At 69.0% G+C, this 26,451-nt stretch carries 23 protein-coding genes; 15 read left to right on the top strand and 8 right to left on the bottom strand.

Annotated elements, in window-relative coordinates; genetic code table 11:
- Positions 1–10 precede the first annotated feature (10 nt).
- The gene (locus QWJ90_RS00175) at positions 11–412 is read right to left on the bottom strand and encodes a low molecular weight phosphatase family protein (protein ID WP_290105535.1); all 402 of its coding nucleotides are present in this window, start codon (positions 410–412) and stop codon (positions 11–13) included.
- Positions 413–507: 95 nt separating this feature from the next.
- Here QWJ90_RS00175 and trxB point away from each other — a divergent pair, with 95 nt between their 5' ends.
- The 7 genes from trxB (at position 508) to QWJ90_RS00210 (ending at position 6,969) form a co-directional block, all read left to right on the top strand.
- Positions 508–1,479, top strand: a complete 972-nt coding sequence (gene trxB, locus QWJ90_RS00180; protein WP_290105536.1) for a thioredoxin-disulfide reductase — start codon at positions 508–510, stop codon at positions 1,477–1,479.
- Positions 1,476–2,588, top strand: coding sequence for an ACR3 family arsenite efflux transporter (gene arsB, locus QWJ90_RS00185; RefSeq protein WP_290105537.1), 1,113 nt, complete (start codon positions 1,476–1,478; stop codon positions 2,586–2,588). The genes trxB and arsB overlap by 4 nt, the downstream gene beginning before the upstream one ends.
- Positions 2,585–3,577, top strand: a complete 993-nt coding sequence (locus QWJ90_RS00190) for a metalloregulator ArsR/SmtB family transcription factor (RefSeq protein ID WP_290105538.1) — start codon at positions 2,585–2,587, stop codon at positions 3,575–3,577. The genes arsB and QWJ90_RS00190 overlap by 4 nt, the downstream gene beginning before the upstream one ends.
- Positions 3,578–3,589: 12 nt before the next feature.
- Positions 3,590–3,991, top strand: a complete 402-nt coding sequence (locus QWJ90_RS00195; RefSeq protein WP_290105539.1) for an arsenate reductase ArsC — start codon at positions 3,590–3,592, stop codon at positions 3,989–3,991.
- A gap of 52 nt (positions 3,992–4,043) precedes the next feature.
- A complete protein-coding gene (locus QWJ90_RS00200; RefSeq protein WP_290105540.1) occupies positions 4,044–5,156 on the top strand; it encodes a tyrosine-type recombinase/integrase in 1,113 nt (370 codons plus the stop codon).
- Positions 5,140–5,487 carry a helix-turn-helix domain-containing protein gene (locus tag QWJ90_RS00205; RefSeq protein WP_290105541.1) on the top strand — a complete coding sequence of 116 codons (348 nt, stop codon included), beginning with the start codon at positions 5,140–5,142 and terminating at the stop codon, positions 5,485–5,487. Before QWJ90_RS00200 ends, QWJ90_RS00205 begins: the two co-directional genes overlap by 17 nt.
- A 444-nt stretch (positions 5,488–5,931) precedes the next feature.
- On the top strand, positions 5,932–6,969 hold the full coding sequence (locus tag QWJ90_RS00210; protein ID WP_290105542.1) for a hypothetical protein: 1,038 nt from the start codon (positions 5,932–5,934) through the stop codon (positions 6,967–6,969).
- Positions 6,970–7,060: 91 nt separating this feature from the next.
- Here the strand turns inward: QWJ90_RS00210 and QWJ90_RS00215 are convergent, their stop codons facing one another.
- On the bottom strand, positions 7,061–7,645 hold the full coding sequence (locus QWJ90_RS00215) for a hypothetical protein (RefSeq protein ID WP_290105543.1): 585 nt from the start codon (positions 7,643–7,645) through the stop codon (positions 7,061–7,063).
- 405 nt (positions 7,646–8,050) lie between these two features.
- Here QWJ90_RS00215 and QWJ90_RS00220 point away from each other — a divergent pair, with 405 nt between their 5' ends.
- Positions 8,051–8,989 carry a hypothetical protein gene (locus tag QWJ90_RS00220; RefSeq protein ID WP_290105544.1) on the top strand — a complete coding sequence of 313 codons (939 nt, stop codon included), beginning with the start codon at positions 8,051–8,053 and terminating at the stop codon, positions 8,987–8,989.
- A 10-nt stretch (positions 8,990–8,999) separates the two neighbouring features.
- The gene (locus QWJ90_RS00225) at positions 9,000–10,271 is read left to right on the top strand and encodes a hypothetical protein (protein ID WP_290105545.1); all 1,272 of its coding nucleotides are present in this window, start codon (positions 9,000–9,002) and stop codon (positions 10,269–10,271) included.
- A gap of 24 nt (positions 10,272–10,295) precedes the next feature.
- On the opposite strand, the gene QWJ90_RS00230 is transcribed toward QWJ90_RS00225, so the two are convergent.
- The 4 genes from QWJ90_RS00230 to leuS all read right to left on the bottom strand — a co-directional run bounded on the left by QWJ90_RS00230 (position 10,296) and on the right by leuS (position 17,376).
- Positions 10,296–13,025, bottom strand: a complete 2,730-nt coding sequence (locus tag QWJ90_RS00230) for a hypothetical protein (RefSeq protein WP_290105546.1) — start codon at positions 13,023–13,025, stop codon at positions 10,296–10,298.
- A gap of 195 nt (positions 13,026–13,220) precedes the next feature.
- Positions 13,221–14,006, bottom strand: coding sequence for a hypothetical protein (locus tag QWJ90_RS00235; RefSeq protein WP_290105547.1), 786 nt, complete (start codon positions 14,004–14,006; stop codon positions 13,221–13,223).
- On the bottom strand, positions 14,003–14,620 hold the full coding sequence (locus QWJ90_RS00240; protein WP_290105548.1) for a ComEA family DNA-binding protein: 618 nt from the start codon (positions 14,618–14,620) through the stop codon (positions 14,003–14,005). Before QWJ90_RS00240 ends, QWJ90_RS00235 begins: the two co-directional genes overlap by 4 nt.
- A gap of 188 nt (positions 14,621–14,808) precedes the next feature.
- Positions 14,809–17,376 (bottom strand): leucine--tRNA ligase, encoded by a 2,568-nt coding sequence (gene leuS / locus QWJ90_RS00245; RefSeq protein WP_290105549.1) that lies wholly within the window; start codon positions 17,374–17,376, stop codon positions 14,809–14,811.
- Between the two features lie 111 nt (positions 17,377–17,487).
- Here leuS and QWJ90_RS00250 point away from each other — a divergent pair, with 111 nt between their 5' ends.
- From QWJ90_RS00250 to QWJ90_RS00270, 5 genes are read left to right on the top strand one after another with little or no spacing between them, the layout of a single operon-like run.
- Positions 17,488–18,162 carry a DedA family protein gene (locus QWJ90_RS00250; protein ID WP_290106317.1) on the top strand — a complete coding sequence of 225 codons (675 nt, stop codon included), beginning with the start codon at positions 17,488–17,490 and terminating at the stop codon, positions 18,160–18,162.
- Between the two features lie 5 nt (positions 18,163–18,167).
- Entirely contained in the window at positions 18,168–19,199 is a 1,032-nt protein-coding gene (locus tag QWJ90_RS00255) for an App1 family protein (RefSeq protein WP_290105550.1), read from the top strand.
- Positions 19,200–19,208: 9 nt separating this feature from the next.
- Positions 19,209–19,919: an SOS response-associated peptidase gene (locus QWJ90_RS00260; protein WP_290105551.1), complete on the top strand. Its 711-nt coding sequence runs from the start codon at positions 19,209–19,211 to the stop codon at positions 19,917–19,919.
- Positions 19,920–19,965: 46 nt separating this feature from the next.
- Entirely contained in the window at positions 19,966–21,246 is a 1,281-nt protein-coding gene (locus QWJ90_RS00265; protein ID WP_290105553.1) for a M18 family aminopeptidase, read from the top strand.
- 1 nt (position 21,247) lies between these two features.
- Positions 21,248–22,105: a 3-methyladenine DNA glycosylase gene (locus QWJ90_RS00270; protein WP_290105554.1), complete on the top strand. Its 858-nt coding sequence runs from the start codon at positions 21,248–21,250 to the stop codon at positions 22,103–22,105.
- Between the two features lie 50 nt (positions 22,106–22,155).
- Here QWJ90_RS00270 and QWJ90_RS00275 read toward each other — a convergent pair whose 3' ends face one another.
- Together QWJ90_RS00275 and QWJ90_RS00280 are read right to left on the bottom strand one after the other, a co-directional pair.
- Positions 22,156–23,895 carry an HNH endonuclease signature motif containing protein gene (locus QWJ90_RS00275; protein WP_290105555.1) on the bottom strand — a complete coding sequence of 580 codons (1,740 nt, stop codon included), beginning with the start codon at positions 23,893–23,895 and terminating at the stop codon, positions 22,156–22,158.
- Between the two features lie 385 nt (positions 23,896–24,280).
- Positions 24,281–25,561 (bottom strand): glycoside hydrolase family 3 N-terminal domain-containing protein, encoded by a 1,281-nt coding sequence (locus tag QWJ90_RS00280; protein WP_290105556.1) that lies wholly within the window; start codon positions 25,559–25,561, stop codon positions 24,281–24,283.
- 106 nt (positions 25,562–25,667) lie between these two features.
- Between QWJ90_RS00280 and QWJ90_RS00285 the strand changes: the two genes are divergently transcribed.
- A complete protein-coding gene (locus QWJ90_RS00285) occupies positions 25,668–26,426 on the top strand; it encodes an NUDIX hydrolase (RefSeq protein ID WP_290105557.1) in 759 nt (252 codons plus the stop codon).
- The last annotated feature ends 25 nt before the right edge of the window (positions 26,427–26,451 follow it).

Raw genomic sequence — 26,451 nt, forward strand, 5'->3', positions numbered from 1 at the left:
GACCGCGACGTCAGGCGGTAAGGCGCGCGGCAAGGGCTCGGACGTGCGCCGCCACGTCATCCCGCAGGCCCCGCACCTCGTCTGCTTCCCAGTTCGCAGGGTCGGGAAAAGACCACTCCACGAGCTCCCCGCGCACCGGGCCGGGCAGGGGAAGGCCGGGCTTCATGAGCACGACGACGTCTGCGTCCTGGAGGTCCTCCGGCGTGACCAAGCGAGGCTTCGCCGCGGTGGTGTCGATGCCGAGTTCGGCGAGCGAGGAGGCGATCGCGGGGTTGATGGCATCCGCGGGAGCGATGCCAGCGCTCATGGCCGCGAGGCGCTCATCATCGAGGTGCGTCAGCAGATGCGCGCCGAGCTGAGAGCGACCGGCGTTGTGCTTGCAGATAAACAGAATACTCTTCGGCTTCGTCATACCCATGTCCTTCAGTGTGGGGACGCGGATGACGAGCGGGTGAACCCGTCGTCGACAGAGTTGCGCACTACATAGACTGTTGTCAATATAGAAGCATGTCGATACAAGAGGTTGAGCTGCTGATCATCGGATCTGGTCCCGCCGGGTACACCGCGGCCGTCTACGCCGCGCGCGCCGGTCTGCAGCCGGTTGTGCTGGCCGGGTCCGTGACGGCCGGTGGGGCGCTGATGACGACCACGGAGGTTGAGAACTTCCCCGGGTTCATCGACGGCATCCAGGGCCCTGACCTCATGGACGCCATGCGGCAGCAGGCCGAGAGGTTCGGCGCGCGCATCCTCCTCGACGACGCGATCAGTGCCGAGCTCGAAGGCGACGTGAAGGTTGTCCGGACGGGCGCTGGTGAGACGTTCCACGCGCAGGCGGTCATCCTCACCATGGGGTCCGCGTACCGCAAGCTCGGTCTCCCCGACGAGGAGCGACTGTCGGGTCACGGTGTGTCATGGTGCGCCACATGCGATGGGTTCTTCTTCCGTGAGCAGGAGATCGTCGTGGTGGGGGGTGGGGACTCCGCGATGGAAGAGGCGCTGTTCCTCACCCGGTTCGCCTCGAAGGTCACCCTCGTGCACCGTCGTGGCGTGTTCCGGGCCTCGAAGATCATGGCCGAGCGCGCGCTCGCGCACCCGAAGATCGACGTCGCATGGAACAGCGAAATCGCCGCCCTCGTCGGGGAGGACAAGGTCGAAGCCGTGCGACTGCGCGACACGGTCACCGGCGACGAGCGGGAGCTGCCCGCCACCGGCGTGTTCGTCGCGATCGGGCACGACCCGCGCTCCGAGCTCGTCACCGGCCAGGTCGAGACCGACGACGACGGGTACGTCCTCGTGGACCACCCCACCGCCCGCACGAACCTTCCCGGGGTCTTCGCCGCGGGGGATCTCGTCGACCACACCTACCGGCAGGCGATCACCGCCGCCGGCACGGGATGCGCGGCCGCGCAGGACGCCCAGCACTACCTCGCCGCCCGCGACGGTGTCGTCCCGGCGCGCGCCGGGGAGGTGTACGCGTGAGCGCCACCACCGCGTCCCTGCCCCAGGTCGCCACCACGCGCCGCCTGTCGCCCCTTGACCGGTGGCTTCCGCTCTGGATCGGCCTGGCGATGGTCGCCGGACTCCTCCTCGGACGGTTCGTTCCCGGCGTGTCCACGGTGCTCGCCCGCCTCGAGGTCGGCGGGATCTCCATCCCCATCGCCCTGGGGCTGCTGGTGATGATGTACCCGGTGCTGGCGAAGGTCCGCTACGACAAGGTCGCCGCCGTTACCGGCGACAAGAAGCTCCTCGTGTCCTCGCTCGCCCTGAACTGGCTGGTGGGGCCAGCGCTGATGTTCGCTCTGGCATGGGTGTTCCTGCCGGACCTTCCCGAGTACCGCACCGGCCTCATCATCGTCGGCCTCGCGCGGTGCATCGCGATGGTCGTCATCTGGAACGACCTGGCCTGCGGCGATCGAGAAGCGGCCGCGGTGCTCGTAGCGATCAACTCCGTCTTCCAGGTTATCGCGTTCTCGCTGCTGGGGTGGTTCTACCTCACCGTCCTACCTGGCTGGCTGGGACTGGACAGTCAGGGTCTGGACGTATCGGTCGGGCAGATCGCCATGAACGTGCTCATCTTCCTCGGCATCCCGCTCGTCGCCGGGTTCGCGTCCCGGTACGTCGGGGAGCGCCGCCGAGGACGCGCCTGGTACGAGGAGGCGTTCCTGCCGAAGGTCGGCCCGTGGGCGCTGTACGGGCTGCTGTTCACGATCGTGCTGCTGTTCGCTCTGCAAGGCGAACAGGTCACCACCCGCCCCTGGGACGTCGTCCGCATCGCGCTGCCGCTGCTGGCGTACTTCGCGGTGATGTGGTTCGTCGGGCTCCTCACCGGGAAGACTCTCGGCCTCGGATACGCCCGCTCTTCCACGCTGGCGTTCACCGCGGCGGGCAACAACTTCGAGCTCGCCATCGCCGTCGCGATCGGCACGTTCGGCGCCACCTCCGGGCAGGCCCTCGCCGGTGTTGTCGGGCCTCTTATCGAGGTGCCCGTGCTCGTCGGCCTCGTCTACGTCTCCCTCTGGGCCGCGCGCACCTGGTTCGCCACCGACCCCTACGCCATCCCCACCGCCGACGACAGGACTCCCCGATGAGCACGACCGTCCCCCCCACGCCCGTCGACGCCGCCTGCGCCCCGTCGTCCACGCACACGATCGGACAGCCCGCCGCCGCCGCCCTCGCCGGCACCCTCAAGGCCCTGTCCGACCCGCTGCGGCTGCGGATGCTCTCCGCAATCGCCACCGACGCGCGCGGGGAATCGTGCGTGTGCGACCTCGCCGAGCTCGCAGACGTGTCCCAGCCCACCGTCTCCCACCACCTCAAAGTGCTCCGCGACGTGGGTGTGCTCACCTCCGAACGCCGCGGCACGTGGGTCTGGTACCGCATCACTCCGGAACTGCGACCCGCGGTCACCACCCTCCTGGACTCCTTCGCCCCCGTCGCCGTCCACCCCCACCCGGCCGAGTACGGCGGACTCGAGAACGTCGACGACGCCCTCACCCGTCTCGCCAACGTCCTCCACAGCCTGCACCCGTCGCTGAGCGCGGACCTGGTGACCACCGTGGTGCGGGAGTCCTACACGTCCCTCGCCAGGAGCGCCCGCATGAAGACGCACCTGCTGGCCCTTACCGAGCACTTCGCCCGTCAACGCCTCGCCGACATCACCCGCGACCGCACCAGCGGACAACCACAGGTGCTGTTCGTGTGCGTCGCCAACGCCGGCCGCTCCCAACTCGCCGCCGCCCTCGTCAACGAACGCTCCGGCGGGACGGTTATCGCCCGTTCCGCCGGGTCCGCCCCCGCCGCCGAAATCCACCCCACCGTCCAGCCCCTCCTCGAAGAGATCACCGGCACCACCGATGAGGGACGGTTCCCGAAGCCCCTCACTGACGACGCCGTCCGCGCCGCCGACGTCGTCATCACCATGGGCTGCGGAGACGTATGCCCCGTCATCCCCGGCGTGCACTACGAAGACTGGGCCGTCGGCGACCCCGCCCTGGCCTCCGCCGAAGGCGTCGCCGCCATCCGTGACGACATCGCCCACCGCGTCGACGCCCTCCTCGCCACCCTCACCACCGACTGAACCGGAGACACCATGACCGCTCAGAAGCCCTCCGTCCTGTTCGTCTGCGTCCACAACGCCGGCCGCTCTCAGATGGCCGCCGGATTCCTCCGCCACCTCGCCGGCGAACACATCGAAGTCCGCTCCGCCGGGTCCATGCCCGCCGAGCAGATCAACCCCGTCGCCGTCGACGCCATGGCTGAGCTCGGCATCGACATCATCGCCGAGCAGCCCAAGGTCCTCACCACCGAAGCCGTCCAAGCCTCCGACGTCGTCATCACCATGGGCTGCGGCGACGCCTGCCCGTTCTTCCCCGGAAAGCGCTACGAGGACTGGAAGCTCGACGACCCGGCCGGGCAAGGCCTCGACGCCGTCCGGCCCATCCGCGACGACATCCGATCCCGCATCGAGCAACTCGTCGGCGAACTCCTCTGATCGCGGCAGAAGCTAGGTGCAACAATGATGCATCTGATGGCATGCTTGGGGGGTGAACTCAGGTCATAGCGGCGCAACGGCTCTGCGGCTCCTCGGAAACGTGCGGCCGCTGGACGAGAAGCAGTTCGTCTATGACGCGATGCTCGCAGGGTGGAGTGATCAGCAGTCCAGCCGAGGTCTGGCCGCTTCGACGATCCGCAGCCGGGTTCTCACCGTCCGGCGCTTTGAAGCGTTCACCGCCAAGTACCCGTGGGATTGGTCGGCCACGGACGTCGAGGACTACACAACGCGGCTGAAGTCCAGAACTCGTCCCGCCTCACGCTCGACCATCCGCGCGTTTCAGACGATCGTGCGCCTGTTCTGCGACTACCTCTGCGATGGGCGCTACGAGTGGGTGATGGAATGCGAGCGCCGCTTCGGACGGGCTCCCCAACAGGTCTGCCATGAGTGGAACACCACCGCGCACCTGGTCGACTACGAAGGGCGCGCGCAGCGCCGGGCGCTCACCTACGACGAGCTCGAGCGATTCCTCGCCGCCGCCGACGCCCGCGTTGAAAGCATCCTCGCTCAGGGCCGTAAAGGGGCTCTGGCTGCCTTGCGGGACGCGCAGATCTTCAAGACGATCTACGCCTACGGACTTCGCCGGGCCGAGGTCGTCGGGCTCGACCTCGCGGACCTGCGTCCCAACGGCGCAGCTCCCAGGTTCGGACGTTTCGGTGCCGTCGAGGTGCGCTGGGGCAAGGGCGCGAACGGTTCCGGCCCTCGGCGGCGCACGGTGCTGACCGTCCCCGAGCTCGGGTGGGTCACCGAGGGTCTCGCTCAGTGGGTTGACCACGCACGACCACGGTTCACGTCCGAGGCCGGGATGCTCTGGCCGACCGAGCGCGGCAGCCGCGTGAGCCTGCGTTATATCGACCTGCGTTTCGCGGCCCTGCGCGATCAACTGGGACTCCCTCCCGAACTCAGCGTCCACGCCCTTCGCCATACCTATGTCACCAACCTCATCGAATGGGGCTACACGGAGAAGTTCGTTCAGGACCAGGTGGGGCACGCCTACGCCTCGACCACCGCGATATACACCTCGCTCGGAGACGACTACAAGACGCGCATGGTGACCCGTGCGCTCGCCCGCATCTACGGAGGAAACGATGCCCACAGCCGCTGACGACAGCCCGATCACCTGGCAGCTGCGCCAGGTCATGGCCACCGCCGGAATGTTTCACACGACCGACCTCATCGACCCGCTGCGGGAGCAGGGCGTGTCCTTGTCCCGTGAGCAGATCTATCGCCTCGTGACGAAGACGCCGGAGCGGCTCAACGTCGAGGTACTCGCCGCCCTGTGTCGCATCCTCGACTGCACACCCAACGACCTCATCGACGTAGCGCCCGCGGCCGCGGCACGCGCGCCACGAGCTGTCGGCGAGACCCGCAGTTCGGGGCCCGCCATCGGCTCGCTCCGCCCGATCCCAGCGAAGCTCCACCGCCCTGCAGACTGAGACACAGAGCCGACCATGAACAACGGGTGGAAGCGCCGGTGCGACTCATGCGAGCGCGACGTCGAGGCTCGCTACGAGATCCTCGGGCAGCGCATCTGCAACGCCTGCTACAGCCGGCTGCGACGGAATGCCGCCACCTGCCCCGGATGCGGAGTGACGAAGGTTCTGGCCTTCCGTTCCGATAGCGGACAGGTCGTCTGCGCCACGTGCGCCGGCGTCCCTGCGCGATTCGGGTGCACCCGATGCAGTAGCGAGGAGTTTCTCGCCGGGTCGCACTGCGGACGGTGCCGACTCGAGGAGCGGCTGAACGAGGTCCTCACCGACGACCAAGGTCGAATCCATCCGCAGCTTGCCCCGCTACGCGCGCACCTCCTGAGTACCCGTGACCCCCGCTCAGCTGAGCGGTGGCTGCGCCGTGAGCCCACCGGCGCCACTCTCCGAGCGATGGCAGGGGGCTTGAAGCCGGTCCGCCATGAGACCCTCGATGAACTTCCACCCTCGACCCGCCTCCGATACTTCCGGCGGACGCTCATCGCGGCGGGCTGTCTGCCCGAGATCGACGTGCGACTGCACGACCTCGCGTTGCGCACGGAGAGCTTTATTCAGACGCTCCCCGCCGATCATGCCGTTATCGTGGCGCGGTACTTCTCGTGGGAGACGCTCCGGAAGCTGCGTCGACGGCCACTGGACCGCCCGGTCAGCGTCGGCGTCGTCAATACCCGCACGACCGAGGTCCGGAAGATCGCCGCGTTCCTCGCTTGGCTCGATGAGAACGACGTGGAGCTTGAGACTCTCCAGCAGGTCGCCCTAGACCGCTATCTCGCACATCGGGACCCGCATCGCGCCCTCGCACGGTTCCTGCGTTGGGCCGTGCACCATCGGGTCATGCCGAGGGTCCGTCTCCCGCCGACCCCGAGGGTAGAGCGCGGCCCAGCCACGAACGCAGATGCGCTCTGGGACCACGTCGACGTGCTCCTGCACGACGAGACCACGCCGCTGCCAAGCCGCATCATCGGACTCTTCCTGCTCGTGTTCGCCCAGCCAATCAGCGACTCCGCACGCCTTCGCCGCGACGCCGTGCAGGGATACGGCGAGGAACTCACCGTCAGGTTCGGCACCACACCCGTCAAGATGCCCCCACCGATCGCCAGCCTCCTTCAACAGCATCTCGCCGAAGCCGGGAACCGCCGGCCGTACGTCGGGCAACCATCGGCGTGGCTATTCCCCGGCACCATGCCCCAGCAACACGTCACCGAGGACGCTGTCAGAGGGCATCTTGCAAAGCACGGTTTCCATGCCCGCGCTGCCAAGCGAGCGAGGCTCCACCAGCTCACTCAGGTCCTCCCGGCAAGCATCGTCGCCGACATCACCGGATACGCCGTTCAGACGGCGGTGCGTCACGCTGCGAAGTCGGGAGCGGCATGGGGGGCATACCCCGAGCTGAGGGAAAGCGAGACCTCAGAATTGGACGGGCACAAATAATGCTGATTGCCAATACCATCGACCAGCTCATCCGCGAGTTCGTCTCCGAGGGAGGGAAGCCCGAGGGCTGGCGGCCGGGATGGGAGCCGCGCTACTCGACCGCACCGGAGACGGCGAGCAAATGCGAAAGGGACGCCGCTTTCATCGCCGTGTCCAGGTCCTCCGAGACGGCGCGCGTGTCCCCGACAGCGAGGCCTGGAAGGAGCATCGATCCCGGCTGCGGCAGGGTCGACGCACGCTCGACGAACGTGTCGCGAAGACCGGCCGCGATGGCCAAGAGCGCCGGTGGCGCGGCGAGCACCTCCGTCTCACACGCGAACACGACGAGCACGGCCCGATCACCAGCATCACCGGCGATGGCGCTTCCGTTCACCGTTGCGACCGAGCCGAGGTCGAGCTTCTCCCCCTTCGCCGCATCCGCAGCCACGCTTACCGTCACCGACATAAGGCCCTGCAGCGTCTCGTCGCCGCGCCGGACGGCGGACGCCTCGGCGTCGAACCACAGGGCTTCTCCTCGCCGCTCGACCTTCGACGTCACGGACAGCTCGAGGTCGACCGCCTCGCCGCCGCCCGCGGCGAACTCGCCTACCGCGACACGAGCCGGCTGCGCCAACGCGACGTGGCTGGCCACGGCGCCCGCAGCCGCAGCCGCAGCCGCGCAGGCTATCACCGCCATCGCACACAGCTCCGGCAGGCGACCCGCCGCCATACGGAGAGCCAGCTCGCCACGAGGACGACAGCACCGATCGCCACGCCGAGAGCGATCGCCGGCACGACCACGCTCAGCAGCGCAGCGCACCAGCAAGCCACTGCGACCGCAACCATGCGCCGATCACGCGGAACTGCACCTGCAGGAATCCGCTCGGCGCTCGACATGGCGCAACGCTACGAAGTGAGCGCGGGGCACGGGCACACAGCGAGCCTCGTGTGAACGCCTCCGGACAGCCACGGCCTTGGGGACGAGAGACCGGCGCCATCTACCCACAAATCGGGTGTCCCTTACTCGTGCAGCAGACCCGTGATGTCGGCGGCACCGGATACTTTGGGGGCGAGACACCTGTTGGAAACCGGGAGGACGGCCGTGACCGATTCGCTGCTCAGATCGCTCCGAGACCACATGATGGACGAAGCCGAGCCTCTTGCGGGTCTCCTGCGCAAGTGTCTGCTCCTTGGTGCGGAGACGGGATCTGTCTCGCTCAGGCAGTGGGCGCGGAAGGAGTTGCACGGCTACGAGGATGCGGACGAGTTACCCGGCTATCGGAAGCTGCCCACGCCGCCGATCTCCGCAGACACGCTGAGCGGGAATACGTGGGCCTCGAACATGACCTACAGCGTGCTTCAACTGCCGTCCGCCGCGCGTGAGTACTTCCGCGACGGATTCTTCCTGTACCAGCCAATTGAGGAACTGGAAAAGATTGCCGCACAGAAGTCGGCATCGTTCACGGGCCCGGGCCTGGCCTACGCGCAGCATGCGTGGAACAAGGGACTTCCCTTCGGCCAGCAGGTTGTCAACCTGAGGTTCACCCTCTCGGGGTCGACGTTCGCCGGTGTCCTGGGCCAGATCCGCACGCAGCTCGTAGATCTTGTCGCTGACCTTACAGCGGGCACGCCACTCGAGGAGCTGCCGCGGAAGGAGCTCGTCGACGCGGCGGTCGGCACCCACATCGGCACGCAGTACAACACGACGATCCAGACGATGAACGGCGCAACCGCGATCGGTGACCAGGCCAGGGCGAAGAGCGAAGGGCTCAGCGTCGATGATGCGATCAGGTTGCTCGACGCCGTGCGGACCGCGTCCGGCGACGTTAGCGATGCGGACGCCAAGTCGGAGCTGCTGAAAGCCATCGAGGACCTCCGAGGCGAACTGCAAGCGGACTCACCGGAAACGAGTGCCGTCGTCACGAAGGCTGGGAGACTCAAGGAGATCGCGGCGAAGATCGGCGGTGCTGGTGTGAGCGCAGCGGCTTCCGGCGTCATTGAGGCGGTCACGGCCCTCGTCATGAGTGGCGCCTTCGGCTGAAGGTGACCAGATGGCCTCGAAACTTGACCTCTCCCCTGCTGCACGCGATCTCCTGAAGCGGGTGAAACAACGCTATTTGACGTCGCGAGACTTCAACGGGCTGCACCTCCGCCCCGACCAAACTTCCGCCGAAGAGATCGCGGCCGCGATCGAGGTCGTTGAAGCGGATCTGGTTCAGGTCGTGGGACCAGACGACTACATCAACATCCACATCCGTCCCTGGCCATCGCGCCGGGCTATGGCCGCGCAGGTCGAGGAACTGCGCGACTTGTCGGGGGACGACTATGGCGTTGTCCTCTATCCGATGGCGAAGGCTATGAAGTCGGTCAAGCTCCCGAAGAAGTACGAAGCTACCCCGTTCTCGCGTGCGATGGCGCGTGGCCGGTCGACGCTAGAAGTCGCATTCTTCAGCGCGGACGTCCTTGAGGGCTATCGCAACGACGCCCGGTTCCGGTTCGGCATGAGCGACTTCGGCATCAACTTCTGGCTGACTGACGAAGCGAGTGACGACGAGGACCACTCGGACAAGGACAGCGTCTCGCTCGTTCATCTGGGCTTCGCATACGACATGCGAAAGTACTCCCCCGAGGATCCGGAGTCACCGATCGTGCGACGCGTCGCTGCGTTCTACGGCGATCTGAAGAACCTGACCCCCGAGCACCAGCAACGATGGTCCAGCTATCAGGTCGATACCGACGGAATAGACCCTCATCCGGTCTGGTTCGCGTCGCAGATGGGCACCTGGCCGGACGGCGTCGGACCGTTCGGGCGGCTAAGACAGGAACTCGAGAACATCAACGAACTGTTCGAGAACGTGTGGGGCATGAAACTCTTCAGGACCCACGAGGCCCCCGACGACTTCGGCTGGATCCTGCGGGCCGACCAGAGGGAGTGGGACCACTTTATTCACTCCCTCGACAAGCTCCTATCAGACAACATCAACGGTTCTGCCCTCGACAATGCGGGGGTCGAGAGGAAGAACTCTGCCGGGCAGCCGATTGGCACCCTTGTTCGCCTCGAGCGGTTCATGAGGATGAACCACGTGGAACCCGACAAGGCAACCTGGGCGCTTGCACCGTTGCGCGAGGTGAGAGCCGCGCGCCAGAAGCCTGCGCACTCCCTACGCGCCAACGTCACTGACAAAACGTTCGTCCGCAAGCAAATGCGCTTGATGCACGACGTGAACGAAGTACTTATCAACATGCGTCAATGGCTGGCGAGCCATCCGCGGAATCGCGAATGGTCTGATCCGCTGTCCGGACTCAAGAACTACCCCATTTAGCCGCGAAGGTCGCCATGTACCCGCTCAGCGGCGATATCGCCGAGACGCATCGATACGAGGCGGGTGTCGACTGGCGATTGGACCGGCGAGCCGTGCCGGGCGGCTGAGCCCGTTACCACTCACCCTCCTGTTCTCGCTGCACGACTTCGTTGAGCTGCGCTTCGAGGTGGCTAATCGTACGGCGGCACCAGCGCATCGCGCCTTCGGATTGGCCGGGCTCCGTGAGCCAGCGTCCAACCTGTGCAATCTGATTGCGGTCCGGACCGACTCATTACCGGTCCAACCGCCGGAAACGAAATCCCCCAGAAGGATGGCGGAGACAGTCTCGTCGTCGGGGAAACGCTCCAGAAGGAACGAAGCGACAGGACCAAGCGTGTTGTCACCGACCGAAGCGACCGGTGCCACGACGCGCGCCCGTTCCTCGGATTCGCCGAGCCACTCCTTAACGACGTCGAGGTCCGCGGCGTCAGCAAGCCACCCGCGCGCAGCGAAGGACAGGCGCCACGAGTCGCGGAGGGCGAGTCGGTCCATGACCCGGCACCAGGCGGACGGGTCCGAAGCCCCGATAGCGTTCCTGAACAACTGCTTTTCGTGAGAGTCCGAGAAGATTCTGACGGCATCACTCTCCACCAGCTCCACGAGGGCATCGAGCACTCGCTCCGGCGCCCGCTCGAGCTCCCCCCTGGCGAGGGTGACCCAGTCGTAACTTTGCTGTCCGACGTCCGGGAAGGCCTTGCGCATCATGACGATCTCGCCGATGAGCTCACTCAGCTCGGCCGACGGCCCAGGTCGATCGTGCAAAGCGAAGGCTATGACGTCGACTAGGGCGTTGTAGTCGGCCTGAGTTTCGACGCGAGCCTTCCATCCGACGATGAGGTCACGTAGCGCCTCCTCATCTTCCGAATCGCGCACTCGGTAGAAGACCGTGCGGGCACCATCGGCCACCGACACCCGCCGCAATAGCTCCGCAATCCGTACCTCAGAACGAGCCGTGGAAGGCCCCTGCGCGGTGAGACGGAGTTTCACGACAGCGTCGAAGTTGGCGGCGTCAACAAACGAGTCGTACGCGCCGGGATCCGCTTCGTCTCGGGCGAGAAGGTATCCGATGAGCGCGCGCTGGTTCGGACCCCCCAAGCAGTCGACGAGAAGCTTCTCAATGCGATACTCCGCGGCACCAAGCCGCCCGATTGCGCGACCGATGCTGAAGTCCGTGGGCACTGCGGTCGTCAGGGTGCCCGCCAGCGCCAAGGCGGCTTCGGCCGGACGCAGGTCGCTGAGGATGCCAAGCAGCTCGGCCTCGACATCACTGTTGCGCCGGTCCCACGGCGACGAGTGAGAAACCACCCAGAGCCGGTCGGCAATGGTGCCTTCCGGCAAGGCGGCGACCATCGCATCGAGCGCCTCGCGATAGTTGCGCTCGTCGCCGCTACGGGAGTAGAGCGACTCCAGACTCGCGATCTCGGCCCGCGTGCGCTCCAGTTGCGAAGGCAACAGCGTCGCGAGAGTCGCCGCCAAATGGTCACGCAACCGATCTATGTCCAGGAAGCCATGGATGGCGCCGGTGAGCGCCTCGACGGCGGCGTCCGCCACGCTCGTCTCTGGATCATCCGCCAGCGACCTAGCCAGGTCGACAGCCGCGTTGCGGTAATCCCAGGAATCACTCCGGGTAGCCGGCATTCCGCGGGGCTCGACGACCCCGCCACCCTGCAGTTCGCCCGAAACGATCGTGGACTCGTTGGTATCCAGCGCACGGCGTGCCGCTCGCACGACCAGCTTGCGGACCACCGGATCCTCCGACTGCGCCTTCTCACGCAGGTAGGACAGGCGGGAGTCCGGCGTCGCCGCGGTGGACGGAAGCATGGTGCCGAATAGCTCGATCCAGACCGCAGTCGAGTTGTTCGAATATGTTTCGTTCTCAGCCAGGGCGAGACGAAGGAGCGAGTCGGCCGCTTCGGCGAAGGTCGCCCTGTGCCAGGCGAGCTCCTGCAACGCCCAAACGAGCGACTGCCTCGCAGCGGTAGCGGCCTGAAGGGCCTCCTGGGAGCTGCTTTCCAGGAGCTCCCAAATGCGCCGCGACACGCGCGCGGGAGAAAGAATTGCGAGGTGGTCGAGAAGATTCGTTCGCCGATCCCCGGACACGGCCTCCAACGAGCTGAGCGGCCCGTCCGCCCCGAGCATCCTGTCGACCACTTCCCGGGGCAGCGATGCGTCGCCAATCTCGGCCGCTCGCGCGAAGAGGCGATGGACCATCTCGTCACTGAGCTGCGGGATGAGATCCGTCACGACTCGGGATCCGAACTCCGACCATCCGCTCGAAGCAAGGTAGATAGCGACCGGACTCGGGCCGACGCTGCGGTAGCGTCCCTGCCGGGCCAGCAGCCCATTGGCAGCGAGCTGCGAAGCGGCTGCCCGGAGGTCGTTCTCGGGAATCCCCAGCGATTTGCTGATGATGCGGAGCTCTTCTGCTGGCACGCCGTCGAATCCGAGCCGGCTAAGAAGGGCGAGAGCGCAGGACGCTAAGAAAAGTGCGCCGCCCGGGAGTTCGTCCACGATGAACTGTCGAATGTCGCTCGGGCTCACTAGCTGGCGTGCGGTAGCGGATCCCTGAGCGATGAGTGCCTTGGCGCACTTCAGCGCATAGTCAATGTTTCCGGCGGACACCTCAACAATCACCCGAGCCGCTTCAGGCCACAGCGCAGGCACGTTGGCGAGGAGCAGTTCCGAGAGCGGCTCGTCTTCGAAAGCAGTAATCAACAGGGGGTCAACTCTGATAAGCCCAATAGGTCGGCTCGTGGCCCACGATCCAAGGGGACGGCAGACCCGAGGAACTCACAGCCCTGGCCGACGCGCGCCTTGTTGCATAGAGTGGCCCCGGCTCCAGGAAAGCGGCCCCCAAGTGCGGCTGATGTCGGCCGTCTACAGCTACGAGCGCCGGTCTCATCAAACCGATCAAGTCGCCCACCCACCCTGGTTTGCAACGGTATCTCCGCTCACCGCGGTCAAGTGCGACAGCGATGACGTCTTCATGGCCGCGTCGAGGTCGTCTGAGACGCCGCGGTCATCGCCGACGGCGAGCCCGGGCAACAGGCCGGCACCTGGCTCGGGAAGCCCTGCCGCGACGTCGTGCACGAAGCCGTCCCGCAGCCCGCTCATGAGCCCCAGCACGTGCGGCGGCCCGCGCATCACCTCGCCCCGCTCTGCGAAGACGACCAGCACCGACCGCTCGCCCGCGTCGCCCGGCTTCGCCGACCCCCGCAGGGTCACCACCGACCCGAGGTCGAGAGCCGGGCCATCCCGCAGCTGCGCCGGCTCGATCGAGACCGTGATGGGAATGCGCAGCGGGATCTCGTCGCGCCCGCCGCGCAGCCGCGCGGTGTCGCCGTCGAACCACAGCGCATCGCCCACCTGGCGCACCTTCGTCGTGAGCGTCACCGTCGCCTCGACGACGCGGCCGGGCTGCGTCGCCAATGCTCGCGCCGACGCGCGATCGCCCTCGGCGACGGCCACATGCGCCGCGACGGCCCCGGAGACGGCCAAGGCCACCGTGAGCAGTGGCATCGCGGTCGCGATGAGCCGGCCACGTCGCACCGCGAGCAGCACCACCAGCGCGAGCGCCGCCATCCACAGCCCGACGGCGACGCCCGCTGCGGCCATCGGCAGCAGCACGCACACGAGTGCCACCGCCCAGACGACGCCGGCGATCGGCAGCAGGCGGAGGTCGCGAACGCGTGTCATAACGTCACCAGCGGACGGAGGGTCTCGAGCATCTTGTCGCCGATGCCCGGGACGGCGAGCAGGTCCTCGACCGCCGTGAACGGCCCGTTCTCGTCGCGCCACGTCATGATGCGCTGCGCGAGGGCGGGGCCGATCCGCGGCAGTGTCTCGAGCGCTGCCTGGTCGGCACTGTTGAGACTCACCAGCGCTCCCTCGGCGGATGGCCCCGCTTCCGTTCCCGGGGGCGGTGCAGGTGGAGGCGGCTCCTCCCCCACGACCGGCACCCCGAGCTGCTCGCCGTCCGCGAGCGGGCGCGCCAGATTCACCGCTGCGGCATCCGCGTCCTCGGCGAGCCCACCGGCTGCCGAGATCGCATCGACCACGCGGGCGCCGGTCGCCAGCACGTAGAGCCCGGGTTCTTGGACGGCGCCGTGCACATGCACGAACAGCTGCCCGGCCTCGGCGACGGGGCTGCTCGTGGGTGCCACGGTGACCGCGACCTCCTCCACGGGGGAGGAAGCGCCACGCCAGATGCCGATGCCGACCGTCACGGCGAGGGCGGCGAGCACGAGCACGACCACCCCGCCCACGCCCAGGCGGGCGCGCGGCGATCGGAAGCCCGTCTCGGCGCTCATCCTCGTCACGCTAGGCGGCGACGGGCACCGAGGGCCGGGCACAGGCGAAGCGGCGCGCGCCACGCCGTGCCCACCCGCCTGTGCAGACGGCGACGCAGCGGATCACGGCCGGCGCGAGCGCTCAACTCCAGTGGATGCACGAAGGCCGGCGTCCCCTGACGGGAAGCCGGCCTTCGGGCGCCTCGGCCTTACTTCGTCGAGAAGCTGACGACCTTCGGTGGGCGGACGATCGCGCGTGTGATGTCGCGCTCGCCGAGCGCGCGCAGCACGCGCTCGTCGTTCCGGGCGAGGTGCTCGAGCGACGGACCGTCGATCTTCGCCGGCACCTCGAGCGTTGCGCGCACCTTGCCGTCGATCTGCACGACCGCGGTGACCTTCTCCTCGACGAGGAGCGTCGGGTCGGCGTTCCGCCAGGTGACGAGGCCGACCGAGGGCTCGTAGCCGAGTGCCTCCCACATCTCCTCTGCGGTGTGCGGGGCGAAGAGGTCGAGCACCATGGCGGTGACCTCGGCGGCCTCGCGGACGGCGGGGTCGCCGGCGCCTGCTCCGCTGTCGATCGTCTTGCGGATGGCGTTGACGAGCTCCATGAGGCGCGCCACGACGACGTTGAACTTCGTCTGCTCGACCAGGCCCGGCGCCTCCGCCAGCAGGCGGTGGGTCACGCGGCGCAGCGCGATGTCGCCGTCGGCCCACACCACGTCGCGCGAGCTCGTCACGTCCTGCGCGACGCGCATCGCGCGGGCGAGGAACTTCTGCGCGCCGGTGGTCGAGACGTCCTTCCAGTCCTTGTCGTCCTCCACGGGCCCCGCGAACGCGAGGGCGACGCGCAGCGCGTCGGCGCCATGGGCGGAGAGCTCGTCGCTGAAGAGCACGAGGTTGCCCTTCGACTTCGACATCTTCGCGCCGTCGAGGATGACCATGCCCTGGTTGATCAGGCTTGAGAACGGCTCGGTGAAGTCCACGCGGCCCATGTCGAAGAGGACCTTCGTGATGAAGCGCGCGTACAGCAGGTGCAGGATCGCGTGCTCGACGCCGCCGATGTAGGCGTCCACCGGCGCCCAGCGCGAGGCGTCCTCGGAGCCGAACGGCGCGCCATCCATACCCGGGGACAGGAACCGCAGGAAGTACCACGAGCTGTCGACGAACGTGTCCATCGTGTCTGGGTCGCGCAGCGCGGGAGCGCCGGTCTCCGGATCGGTCGTGGTGACCCACTCCGTGGCGGCGCCCAGCGGCGACTTGCCCTTCGGCTTCAGGTCGAGGCCCGACGCTGCCGGCAGGCGCACCGGCAGCTGGTCCTCGGGAACGGGGACGACCCGGCCATCCTCGGTGTGGAGCATCGGGATGGGCGTGCCCCAGTAGCGCTGGCGCGAGATCAGCCAGTCGCGCAGACGGTACTGCTTGGCGGCGCGACCGGTGCCGGCGGCCTCCAGCTGCTCGACCACGCGGACGATCGCGTTGCGCTTGGAGAGCCCGTTGAGCGCGCCCGAGTTGATGAGGCGGCCTTCACCGGTGAGAGCGACGCCGGTCTCGCGGGGATCCGCCGTCGGCATGGGGTCGATCGGCACGCCGTCCTCGTCGAGCTCGATCACCGGGATGGCCCCGGTGACGGGAGCGGCCGTGTCGACCACCACGCGCACGGGCAGATCGAAGCGAATGGCGAAGTCGAGGTCGCGCTGATCGTGCGCGGGCACGGCCATGACGGCGCCGTGGCCGTAGTCGGCCAGGACGTAGTCCGCGGCCCAGATCGGCAGGCGCTCGCCGTTGACGGGATTGATGGCGAAGCGGTCGAGGAAGACGCCCGTCTTCGGGCGGTCGGTGTTCTGGCGCTCGATGTCCGTCTGCTTGCGCACCTCGTCCAGGTAGGCCTGGAAGGCCATCCGCACCTCCGGCGAGGAACCGGCGACCAGCTCCGCCGCGAGGTCGCTATCGGGCGCGACCACCATGAACGTCGCGCCGTGCAGCGTGTCGGGGCGCGTGGAGAAGACGGTGACCTTCTCGTCGCGGCCCTCGATCTCGAAGTCGATGTCGGCGCCGACCGAGCGGCCGATCCAGTTGCGCTGCATCTGCAGCACCTTGTGCGGCCAGAAGCCCTCGAGCTGGTTGAGGTCGTCGAGCAGGCGGTCGGCGTACTCCGTGATCTTGAAGTACCACTGCGTGAGCTTCTTCTTCACGACCTCGGCACCGCAGCGCTCGCAGTGCCCGTCGACGACCTGCTCGTTCGCGAGCACCGTCTGGTCGTTCGGGCACCAGTTGACCGGGCTCTCCTTGCGGTAGGCCAGACCCCGCTCGTGCAGCTGCAGGAACAGCCACTGGTTCCAGCGGTAGTAGTCCTCGTCGCTCGTGTGGAGCACGCGGCTCCAGTCGAACGAGACGCCGTAGCGCTTCAGACTCTCCCGCTGCTGCGCGATGTTGGCGTACGTCCACTCGCGCGGGTCGGCCTTGCGCTGGATGGCGGCGTTCTCGGCGGGCAGGCCGAACGAGTCCCAGCCGATCGGGTGCAGCACGTTGTAGCCGCGGTGACGCCAGAAGCGCGCGACGATGTCGCTGTAGAGGTAGTTCTCCGCGTGCCCCATGTGCAGATCGCCCGACGGGTAAGGGAACATCGCGAGCACGTACTTGCGGGGGCGGGTGTCGCCCTCTTCCCCGGCGAGGAACGTGCCGTGCTCGCTCCAGTAGGCCTGCCACTTCGCCTGGATGGCGTGGACGTCGTTCTCGGGGTGCTCTGCGGGGTTCTGCGACACGGGGTTCTGCGACACGGTGCGATGAGGCCAATCGGAATCGAAAGGCGCCGCCCGGGGAGCCGGACAGCGGAAGATCGGGAAGACTCAAGGTTAGCGCGAGCGCTCGTCTCGTAAGCTCGGCACGTGATCAACGAGATCCTCCTGTGGATCCTGGACCTCGTCGCGGCGGTGGATCCGGTCCTGCGCACCGCGCTGGCGGGTCTCGCGGTCATGCTCGAGACCAGCGTCCTCGTCGGCCTGATCGTGCCGGGCGACACCATCGTGATCGTCGCCGCGGCCGGTGTGGAGTCGGTGTGGCAGGGCCTCGCGCTCGGCTGCGCGGTCGTCGTCGGCGCGCTCATCGGCGAGAGCATCGGCTTCGCGCTCGGCCGCTGGCTGGGCCCCCGCATCCGCCATTCCTGGCTCGGACGTCGCATCGGCGAGCGCAACTGGGAGCGATCGGAGCGCTACCTGCAGCGCCGCGGCGGCATCGCCATCTTCCTCTCGCGCTTCCTGCCCGTGCTGCACTCCCTGGTGCCGCTCACCGTCGGCATGACCGGGTTCGCCTACCGCCGGTTCATCGCGTGGACCCTCCCGGCCTGCGCGCTCTGGGCGGGCATCTACGTGAGCATCTCGGCGGGCGCCGCGCGGGGGTTCCGGGAGATCGCCGACCAGGCGCACTACGCCGGCTACCTGTTCGTCGGGGGCATCCTGCTGTTCGCCGTCCTGGTCGTGGTGGCCAAGAAGATCATCGCCCGCATCGAGCACCGCCACCTGCATGGCGACGAGAGCCCCGCGAGCGATCCCGCCATGGAAGACTGAGGGCGATGTCCTCCTTGACACCCGCCCCGGACAAGATCCACTGGGTCGCGCGGCTCGAGCGCCGGTTCCATGCATGGCGCGAGCGCGTCGCGCGCCGCAAGGGGCGCGTGCCCACCGCCGTCCCCTTCTCGGGCTACGGCGGGAAGGGGTGGATCCGCGTCCTCGGTCGCGTCCTGATCGTGCCGGCGCCGCGCAGCACGCCCGAGGGCGAGGCGGCGAGCGTTCGCGGCTGGCGATCCTTCGCCGGCATCCCGATCGCGTTCGCGAAGGTCACCGTGACTGTGGGCGGTGCCACGCACGAGGTCGTCGCCGACCGCGGCGGCGTGATCGACGCGGTGGTGCCCGCCGACCTCGAACCCGGATGGCAGACCTTCCGGCTGTCGGTCGAGGGCGGCAGCGAGACATCCGGGCGCGTGTTCGTCGTCGACCCCGACGTGCGGTTCGGCATCGTCTCCGACGTCGACGACACGGTCATGGTGACCGCGCTTCCGCGTCCGCTCCTGGCCGCGTGGAACTCGTTCGTCATCCACACTCACGCCCGTCAGCCGGTTCCGGGGATGGCCGTGCTCCTCGAGCGCATCGTCCGCGAGAACCCGGGCGCCCCCATGCTGTACCTGTCGACGGGGGCATGGAACATCGCCCCCACCCTCACTTCATTCCTCTCGCGGCATCTCTTCCCACCCGGATCCATGCTCCTGACCGACTGGGGCCCCACCCACGAGCGGTGGTTCCGCAGCGGCAGCGATCACAAGCGCATGAACCTCCTGCGCCTCGCCGAGGAGTTCCCCGACATCGCGTGGCTCCTCATCGGCGACGACGGCCAGCACGACGACGAGATCTACACCGAGTTCACGCGCAAGCATCCGGACTCCGTCTCGGCCGTGGCCATCCGTCGTCTCTCGCCCGCGCAGGCCGTGCTCGCCGGCGGTCGCACCGTCGTCGACGACCACAGCGCTGCCGGCGTGCCGTGGGTGACGGCGGGCGACGGGGCGGGGCTCGCCGAGCGGCTCGAGGCTGTCGGACTCCTGAAGGCGTAGCCTGCCACCGTGTGCGGACGCTTCGTCGTGGCCCGGGTGGGCTCGGAACTGGTCGGTCAGCTGCGCGTGGATCTCGTCTCGGACGACCTCCCCGCGCCCTCGTTCAACGTCGCGCCCACCGCGCAGGCCGCGATCGTGCTGGACTCCGCGAAGACCGATCCGCCGACTCGGCGGCTCGAGTCCGCGCGGTGGGGACTCGTCCCGTCGTGGGCGAAGGATCCGTCCATCGGCGTCCGCGCCTTCAACGCCCGCGCTGAGGAGCTCGAGGAGAAGCGGATGTTCGCACCCGCGCTGCAGAAGCGCCGCGCGGTCGTCCCGGTGACGGGCTACTACGAGTGGCAGGTCACCGAGGAGGGCAAGGTGCCGCTCTTCATCCACCCGTCCGAGGAGGAGGCGCTCCTCCTCGCCGGACTCTACGAGTGGTGGAAGGACCCGGCGAAGGCGGCCGACGATCCGTCACGCTGGATGCTGAGCTTCACCATCCTCACGCGCGAGGCGATCGGGCAGCTCGGGTCCGTGCACCAGCGGATGCCCGTCTTCCTCGACGCCGACCACGCGGACGCGTGGCTCGACACGGACGTGGACTACCCGCTCGACATCCTCGACGCCGCGCTCGACGACGCCCCGCGCGTGGCCGAGCAGCTCACCTACCACCGCGTCTCGGCGGCGGTGGGGAATGTGCGCAACGACTCTCCGGAGCTCATCGAGCCAGTGGAGTGACCGTCGGGGTGGGCGTCGCCCAGCGAGCGCTCGATACCCTGGAGGGATGACCGTCCCGACTGCCGCACGCGCCCACATCGACGACCTCGCCGCCTTCGTGAGCGCGTCGCCGTCGTCGTACCACGCCGCCGACGAGGCGGCGAGGCGTCTGGTGACCGAGGGCTTCATCCGCCTGAGCGAAGCGGAGGCGTGGGATATCGCTCCCGGCGGTCGATACGTCGTCGTGCGCGACGGGTCCGTGATCGCGTTCGTCGTGCCGCATGGCGCGACCGCGACGACGCCGTTCGCCATCGTGGGCGCGCACACCGACTCCCCCGGCTTCAAGCTCAAGCCGAAGCCCACGACCACCGGCCCGGGTGGGTGGTGGCAGCTGGGCGTCGAGATCTACGGCGGCCCGCTGCTGAACTCCTGGCTCGACCGTGAGCTCGAGCTCGCCGGGCGCGTGGTGACGGCGGATGGCAGGGAGCACCTCGTGCGGACCGGTCCCCTGCTGCGCCTCCCGCAGCTCGCCGTGCACCTCGACCGCTCGGTGAACGACGGCCTCGCACTCGACAAGCAGCGCCACACGCAGCCGGTCTGGGGCTTCGGCGACCGGGAGAGCGCGGACATCCTCGCCGTCGTCGCGGAGCTCGCCGGCACGACCGCCGACGCGATCGACGGCTACGACCTCGTCGTCGCCGACACGCAGACCCCGCGCGCGTTCGGCGCGGACGAGGCGCTCTTCGCGTCCGGCCGTCTCGACAACCTGCTGTCGACGCATGCCGCGCTCACCGCCATCCGCGATGCCCGGCCGACCGATGCGATCGCGATGTTCGCTGCGTTCGACCACGAGGAGATCGGCAGTGCGTCTCGGTCGGGCGCGGCGGGGCCGTTCCATGAAGAGGTGCTCGTGCGCGTCTCGACGGCGCTCGGCGCGGGGCCCGAGGAGCGCGCGCGGGCGTATGCGGCGTCGCTGCACGTCTCGAGCGACGTCGGGCACGCCGTGCACCCGAACTACGCCGATCGCCACGACCCGGCCAACCAGCCGATGGTCGGCGGCGGCCCCATCCTCAAGATCAACGCGAACCAGCGCTACGCGACCGACGCCCACGGAGCCGCCGCGTGGAACGCCGCGTGCCGGTCGGCCGACGTTCCGTCGCAGGAGTTCGTATCGAACAACGCCATCCCGTGCGGTTCGACGATCGGTCCGATCTCGGCGACGCGCCTCGGCATCCGCACCGTCGATGTCGGCGTGCCGATCCTCTCGATGCACTCGGCGCGCGAGCTCACGGCGGTCGTCGACCCCTGGTACCTCTCCCGCGCAATGAGCGCCATCCTCGCCCACTGAGATGACGACGTTGGCCTCTGCCGAATGGCGTGCGCGGGAGGAGGCACACGTCGCCCGCGCGGATGCGCTGACGGCGGAGCACCGTGCCCGCGCCGCGCGCGGCGAGAAGCACCCGGTATGGGACTTTCTCTTCACGTACTACTCGTACAAGCCGTCGGTGCTGCGGCGCTGGCATCCGGGTCCCGGCGTCGAGCTCGACGATGCTGCGTCCGACGAGCGGGCCGGATGGCGCTGGTACACGTCAGGGACAGCTCCGGGGTCGCTCGTGGTCGACCGCGACGGATTCGAGGCCGCGAAGCCGCACCTGCTGTCCCTCATCGGCGCCATCCTGCGCCGGACGGCGTCGCGGCCGGGCCAGTTCGGGTGCTTCGGCTTGCACGAGTGGGCGATGGTCTACCGACAGGGTGACCACCGCCATCCGCAGCCCCTGCGCCTCGGGCAGGACGCGACGGACGCCGTGGTCGATTCGCACGAGCTGCGGTGCACGCACTTCGACGCGTTCCGGTTCTTCACGCCCGACGCCGTGCCGCGGAACCGCGAGCTGCTGAGCCGCGAAGGGCAGCCGGAGCGCGAGCAGCCCGGGTGCCTGCACGCGGGCATGGACGTCTACAAGTGGGCAGTGAAGCTCGGGCCCCTCGTTCCCGGGGAGCTGCTGCTCGACGCATTCGAACTCGCTCGAGACATTCGCCGACTCGACATGGAGGCGTCGCCGTACGACCTCGCCGACTGGGGCTTCGAGCCCGTCGCGATCGAGACGCCCGAGGGCAAGGCCGAGTACGTGCGCCGCCAGCGTGAACTCGCGCCTCGTGCCAACGCGCTGCGTGCGCAGATCCTCACGGCGTGGCAGGGCAAGGGCTGATCGCTGCTGGACGCAACGCGTGTGGGCCTTCTCGGTAGCTGCACCGCGGGTCATCGCTGGGTCCATCGAATTCTCGTGTGGAGTCGGGTGGTGGAGGTGGGGGCGGGCCGGTAGCGGTGGTGTCGGTCGATCCAGTTCGGGGCGGCGATGTAGGGGGCGCCGTTTCGTATCTGGATGTCCCATCCGGAGTGTTCGAGGTGGTGGTGGTGCCACCAGCACAGCAGGACGCCGTTGTCGGTGCGGGTGGGGCCGCCTCGGGCGTGGTCTTGGACGTGGTGGATCTCGCACCAGGCGGCGGGGATCGTGCACCCGGGGATGATGCACCCGCCATCGCGGGCGACGATCGCTTTGCGCTGGGTGGCGGTGAAGGTGCGCTGCACGCTGGTGAGGGACAGGATCCTGCCGTTCGGGGCGTGCACGGCGCGGAGGATGTCGCCGCTGCACCCGATCCGCCGGGCGACGGACGCCGGCACGGCCCGGTGGACCCCGTCGAGATGCGCGATGCCGTGCTTCGAGCGACTCGGCGCTGATGGCGGCGGGGGCGGTGAGGGCGGTGGGGGCGGTGGTGGCTCGTCCCATGCGGGCTCGTCGCCCCACGCAGACTCGGGGAACCGCGTGGACGCGAGGTCCTGCTGCGCGACGTGGACCATGACCGTGGGGGCGGCGCCGCCGAGGGTTGGAGTCTCGGCTGCGCGGGAGGCGGCCTGCAGCATCGCCATGAGCGCGTCGTGACGCTTCTGCGTGGCCGTGCGCGGGTCGTGGACGATTTCGTCCGACTCCCAGGCCGCATCGCCTCGATCCTCGGGAGCGGTTCCGTCGATGAAACCGCCGCCCTCGGGCGCCGCCACCTGTTCGTCAGCGGAATCGCCGGCGAACGCCACGGTGCGGGCGGGGTTCGTGTGCGCGGCGAGGAGGACCTGCAGAAGGGCGCCTGCTTCGGGGACGAGGACCCCGTTCACCCGGAAGTTCCCGTTCGGAAGCTCCGTGACCGTGAGGCTCCGAGCGCGGAGCGCCTTGTCGTGTTCATGGTCCGGATCGAACCCGTCCGCCGTGAGCACATCGACCCACGCATCCGCGTGCGCCTTCACCACGCTCCACGGCGGCGGCAACACCCCACCTGCGGCAGCACCATCGGCTTCCGCATCCGCTTCCGCGTCGGCATCGGCGCCAGCGGCGTCTGCAGCGGTCTCGGTCGCGGGGTCCAGGAGGTCGACAAGCGGACCGGGAACGGCAGCGTCGTCGAGGTCGGAGCCGATCGCGCCGGTGGCGATGCCGACCAGGTGCGCCTCCATCGCATCGATCTTGTACCGCTCCTCGGCCGGCAGCGCCTTCGACGCCGTATCGAACGCCTTCACCAGCAGCGCCGCCGGCTCCACCCCGATCCGCCCGGCCGCCAGGGCCGCCGCGAGGACCGGGCGCTCCGGCAGCAGCGGCAACCCCGTCGCGGACTCCCGCTGCCGGGTCCGCTCATCCAACCGCGCCCGCGAGGAGAGCGTCACCCCCGGCACCCCGGTCACCCGCTCCAGCACCTCCCTCCCGGTGCGGCACCCCAGCCCCTCCGACAGCGGATGCTCCAACCCGCGCCCCGAACGTCGCGTCACCTCTCCCGCCGTTCGAACGCGGACGGCGTCAACCATCCGGCCCAGCTGCTCCACCCGCCCCGTCAGCGCCACGAGCTCCGCGTCGGGAAGCTGCTCGACCAGCCCCAAGACCCCGTCCAGCAGCTCCGCGACCGCACCCACCGAAGTGGCGGGAGCGGTTCGCGAGACCGGCCTGGCATCTTTGACCATGCCCTCACGATAGAAGCCACCACCGACATTCCCGGACCGGACAACCGAACATCCAGCAGGTGTGGAAAACCCACCTCAGACACGCCGACGCGCGCACGCTGTGCACACGACGACGCTTAAAACGACGCTCCCACTCAATCTCCTTCAGTGCCTTAGCACCTCATCCGCTCGTCGCGCGAGCCAGATCGGCGGCAGAGTATCAAGCGCTCTACTTAACTCAGCAGGCGACCTCAGTCATCCGCCACGCGCGCCGAAAAGTAGCTGCCCCAGCGGCAACGACACAACCGCATGTCCCACTTGTGCACCCCAAGACCCGGTCTTGGGGTGCACAAGTGGGACATGCTCAGAAGGCCGGGCCCGGAGAGAAGGCCGGCTCGCGAAGCGGTCAGCCCTGGGGCGCGGCGCACTCCCCCTCGCACGGCAGCAGCGAACGCCCCGCGCCGCCGGCCTGGAGGCGCAGCGCGACGACGCGGGTCGCCGCCTCGGTCAGTCGCTCCTCCGACAGCGTCCCCGAGTCCACCGCCGCGGCGATGCCCGCAGCCATGTCGGGAGCGGTCTGCGCCGTCGAGCTGGCGACGGTGAGCACGAGGTCCGCGCCGGCGGAGAGCGCCATGATCGCGTTCTGCACGGGGTCCTGGTACTCCGGGCGCCCGCTCTGCACGAGCATCCCGAGGTCGTCCGTGACGGCGACGCCCTCGAAGCCGAGCTCATCGCGCAGGATCCGGTACCACTCGGGTGAGAGCGACGCCGGCGCCGGGTCGACGGCCGTGTAGGAGAGGTGCCCCATCATGACCAGCGGCGCCTGCGCGGAGATGCCGGCCAGAAACGGGCGCGCGTCCCGCGAGTTCCACCGCGACAGCGTCGTATCCGTCGCGGGGATGGTGAAGTGCGAGTCCTCGCGCACCGGCCCGTGCCCGGGGAAGTGCTTGAGCGCCGACAGCACGTACGGCGACTCGCCGCTCACAGCCGCCGCGACCCGCGACGTCGCCGCGCTCGGCGTCTCGCCGAGCACCCGGCTCCAGATGAACGAGCCGGTGTCTGCGGTCGTGTCGGCGACGATCCCGAAGTTGACGCTGATGCCGGCACGCGCGACGAGCGCCCCGCGGGCCGCGAAGGCGGTCTCCGTCGCACCCGGCGACTGGTCGCGCAGCACGCGCGCAGAGGCCGCGTCATCCCAGTAGAGACGGGACACCACGCCTCCCTCCTGGTCCACCGCGATGAGCGGTGGCAGCGCAGGGTCGACGGTCATGGCGTCGGTGAGCGCGCGCGTCTGCTCCTCCCACCCGACGTTCGCGCCCATCAGGAGGAAGCCGCCGAGGTTGCTGTCGGCGAGGTACGACCGCACGGTCTCCGCATCACGCGACGGGATGTGCCCCATCACAACGGTCCCCGCTCGCTGCGCGGGGGTCATCTCGGCGACGATCTGCGCCGCCCGGGCCGCGTACGCGTCGGACGAAGCCGCTTCCACGCGAACCGTCGGCTCCGCAGGCGGGGCTGCGGATGGCGAGGGCTCGACCGAGGCGGATGGCACCGGCTCGGTCGACGGGGATGGCGACGTCTGCGCGGATGCGACGGCGGGAGCTCCGGCGAGGAGGAGAGCGGTCACGACCGCGGCACCCGCCGCTCGGGTGAGAGCCCGCGTGCGTCCGGTCGATCTCGTCCTCATAGCGCAATGCTAAGCCGGGGCCCCGCGCGGGACACGGTGACGCGCAGCTCGCCCGCGCGTTCTCAGGTCACGCGGAGCAAGCGCGCCGGCGGCTACGCTCGGGACCATGCCGTCCGAGCCCCTGCCGCCCGCCACCGCCCGCGCGCAGCTGGAGGCCCTCGCCGCGGATCACGACTTCGCGGGGCCCTGGGCGGCGGAGCGGGCGCGCATGATGCCCGCAGCTGGCCGCCCGGCCGCCGTCCTCGTCCTGTTCGGGGTGCTCGACGACCTGCCTGCCGCCGGCGCGCCCGCTCCGCAAGCCGCCGGCGCGCCCGCTCCGCAAGCGGCCGGCGCGCACAGCGAGGTCTCGCGCGATCTCGATGTGCTGCTGCTGGCCCGGGCGACGACCCTGCGGTCGCACCCGGGAGAGGTCGCCTTTCCCGGCGGCCGCGTCGACTCGCACGACGCCGACGTCACCGCCGCCGCGCTGCGCGAGGCGCACGAGGAGACCGGGCTCGACCCCGCCGGAGTCGACGTGCTCGGCGAGCTCGCGGCCATTCCCGTGCCCGCCTCCGGCCATCTCGTCACGCCCGTCCTCGCCTGGTGGCGCCGACCGTCCGCCGTGCGCGTCGTGGACGTCGGCGAGTCCTCGGCCGTGTTCCGCGCGCCGGTCGCCGACCTGCTCTCGCCCGCGTTCCGCTTCACGTCGGTCACGCGCCATCGCGGCAGAACCTGGCGCGGGCCGGCGTTCGTCGTGCCCGACCCTCGCACGGGCGAGGAGCGCGTGGTGTGGGGCTTCACCGCCGGCGTGCTCGACGCGATATTCGACCGGCTCGGATGGACCCTCCCGTGGGATGCGAGCCGCACTCTGGACGTGCCCGCCTGACGCCGACGCTCGGCGGATCGGAGAG

The organism is Microbacterium oryzae (assembly GCF_030406385.1).
Classification (GTDB): domain Bacteria; phylum Actinomycetota; class Actinomycetes; order Actinomycetales; family Microbacteriaceae; genus Microbacterium; species Microbacterium oryzae_A.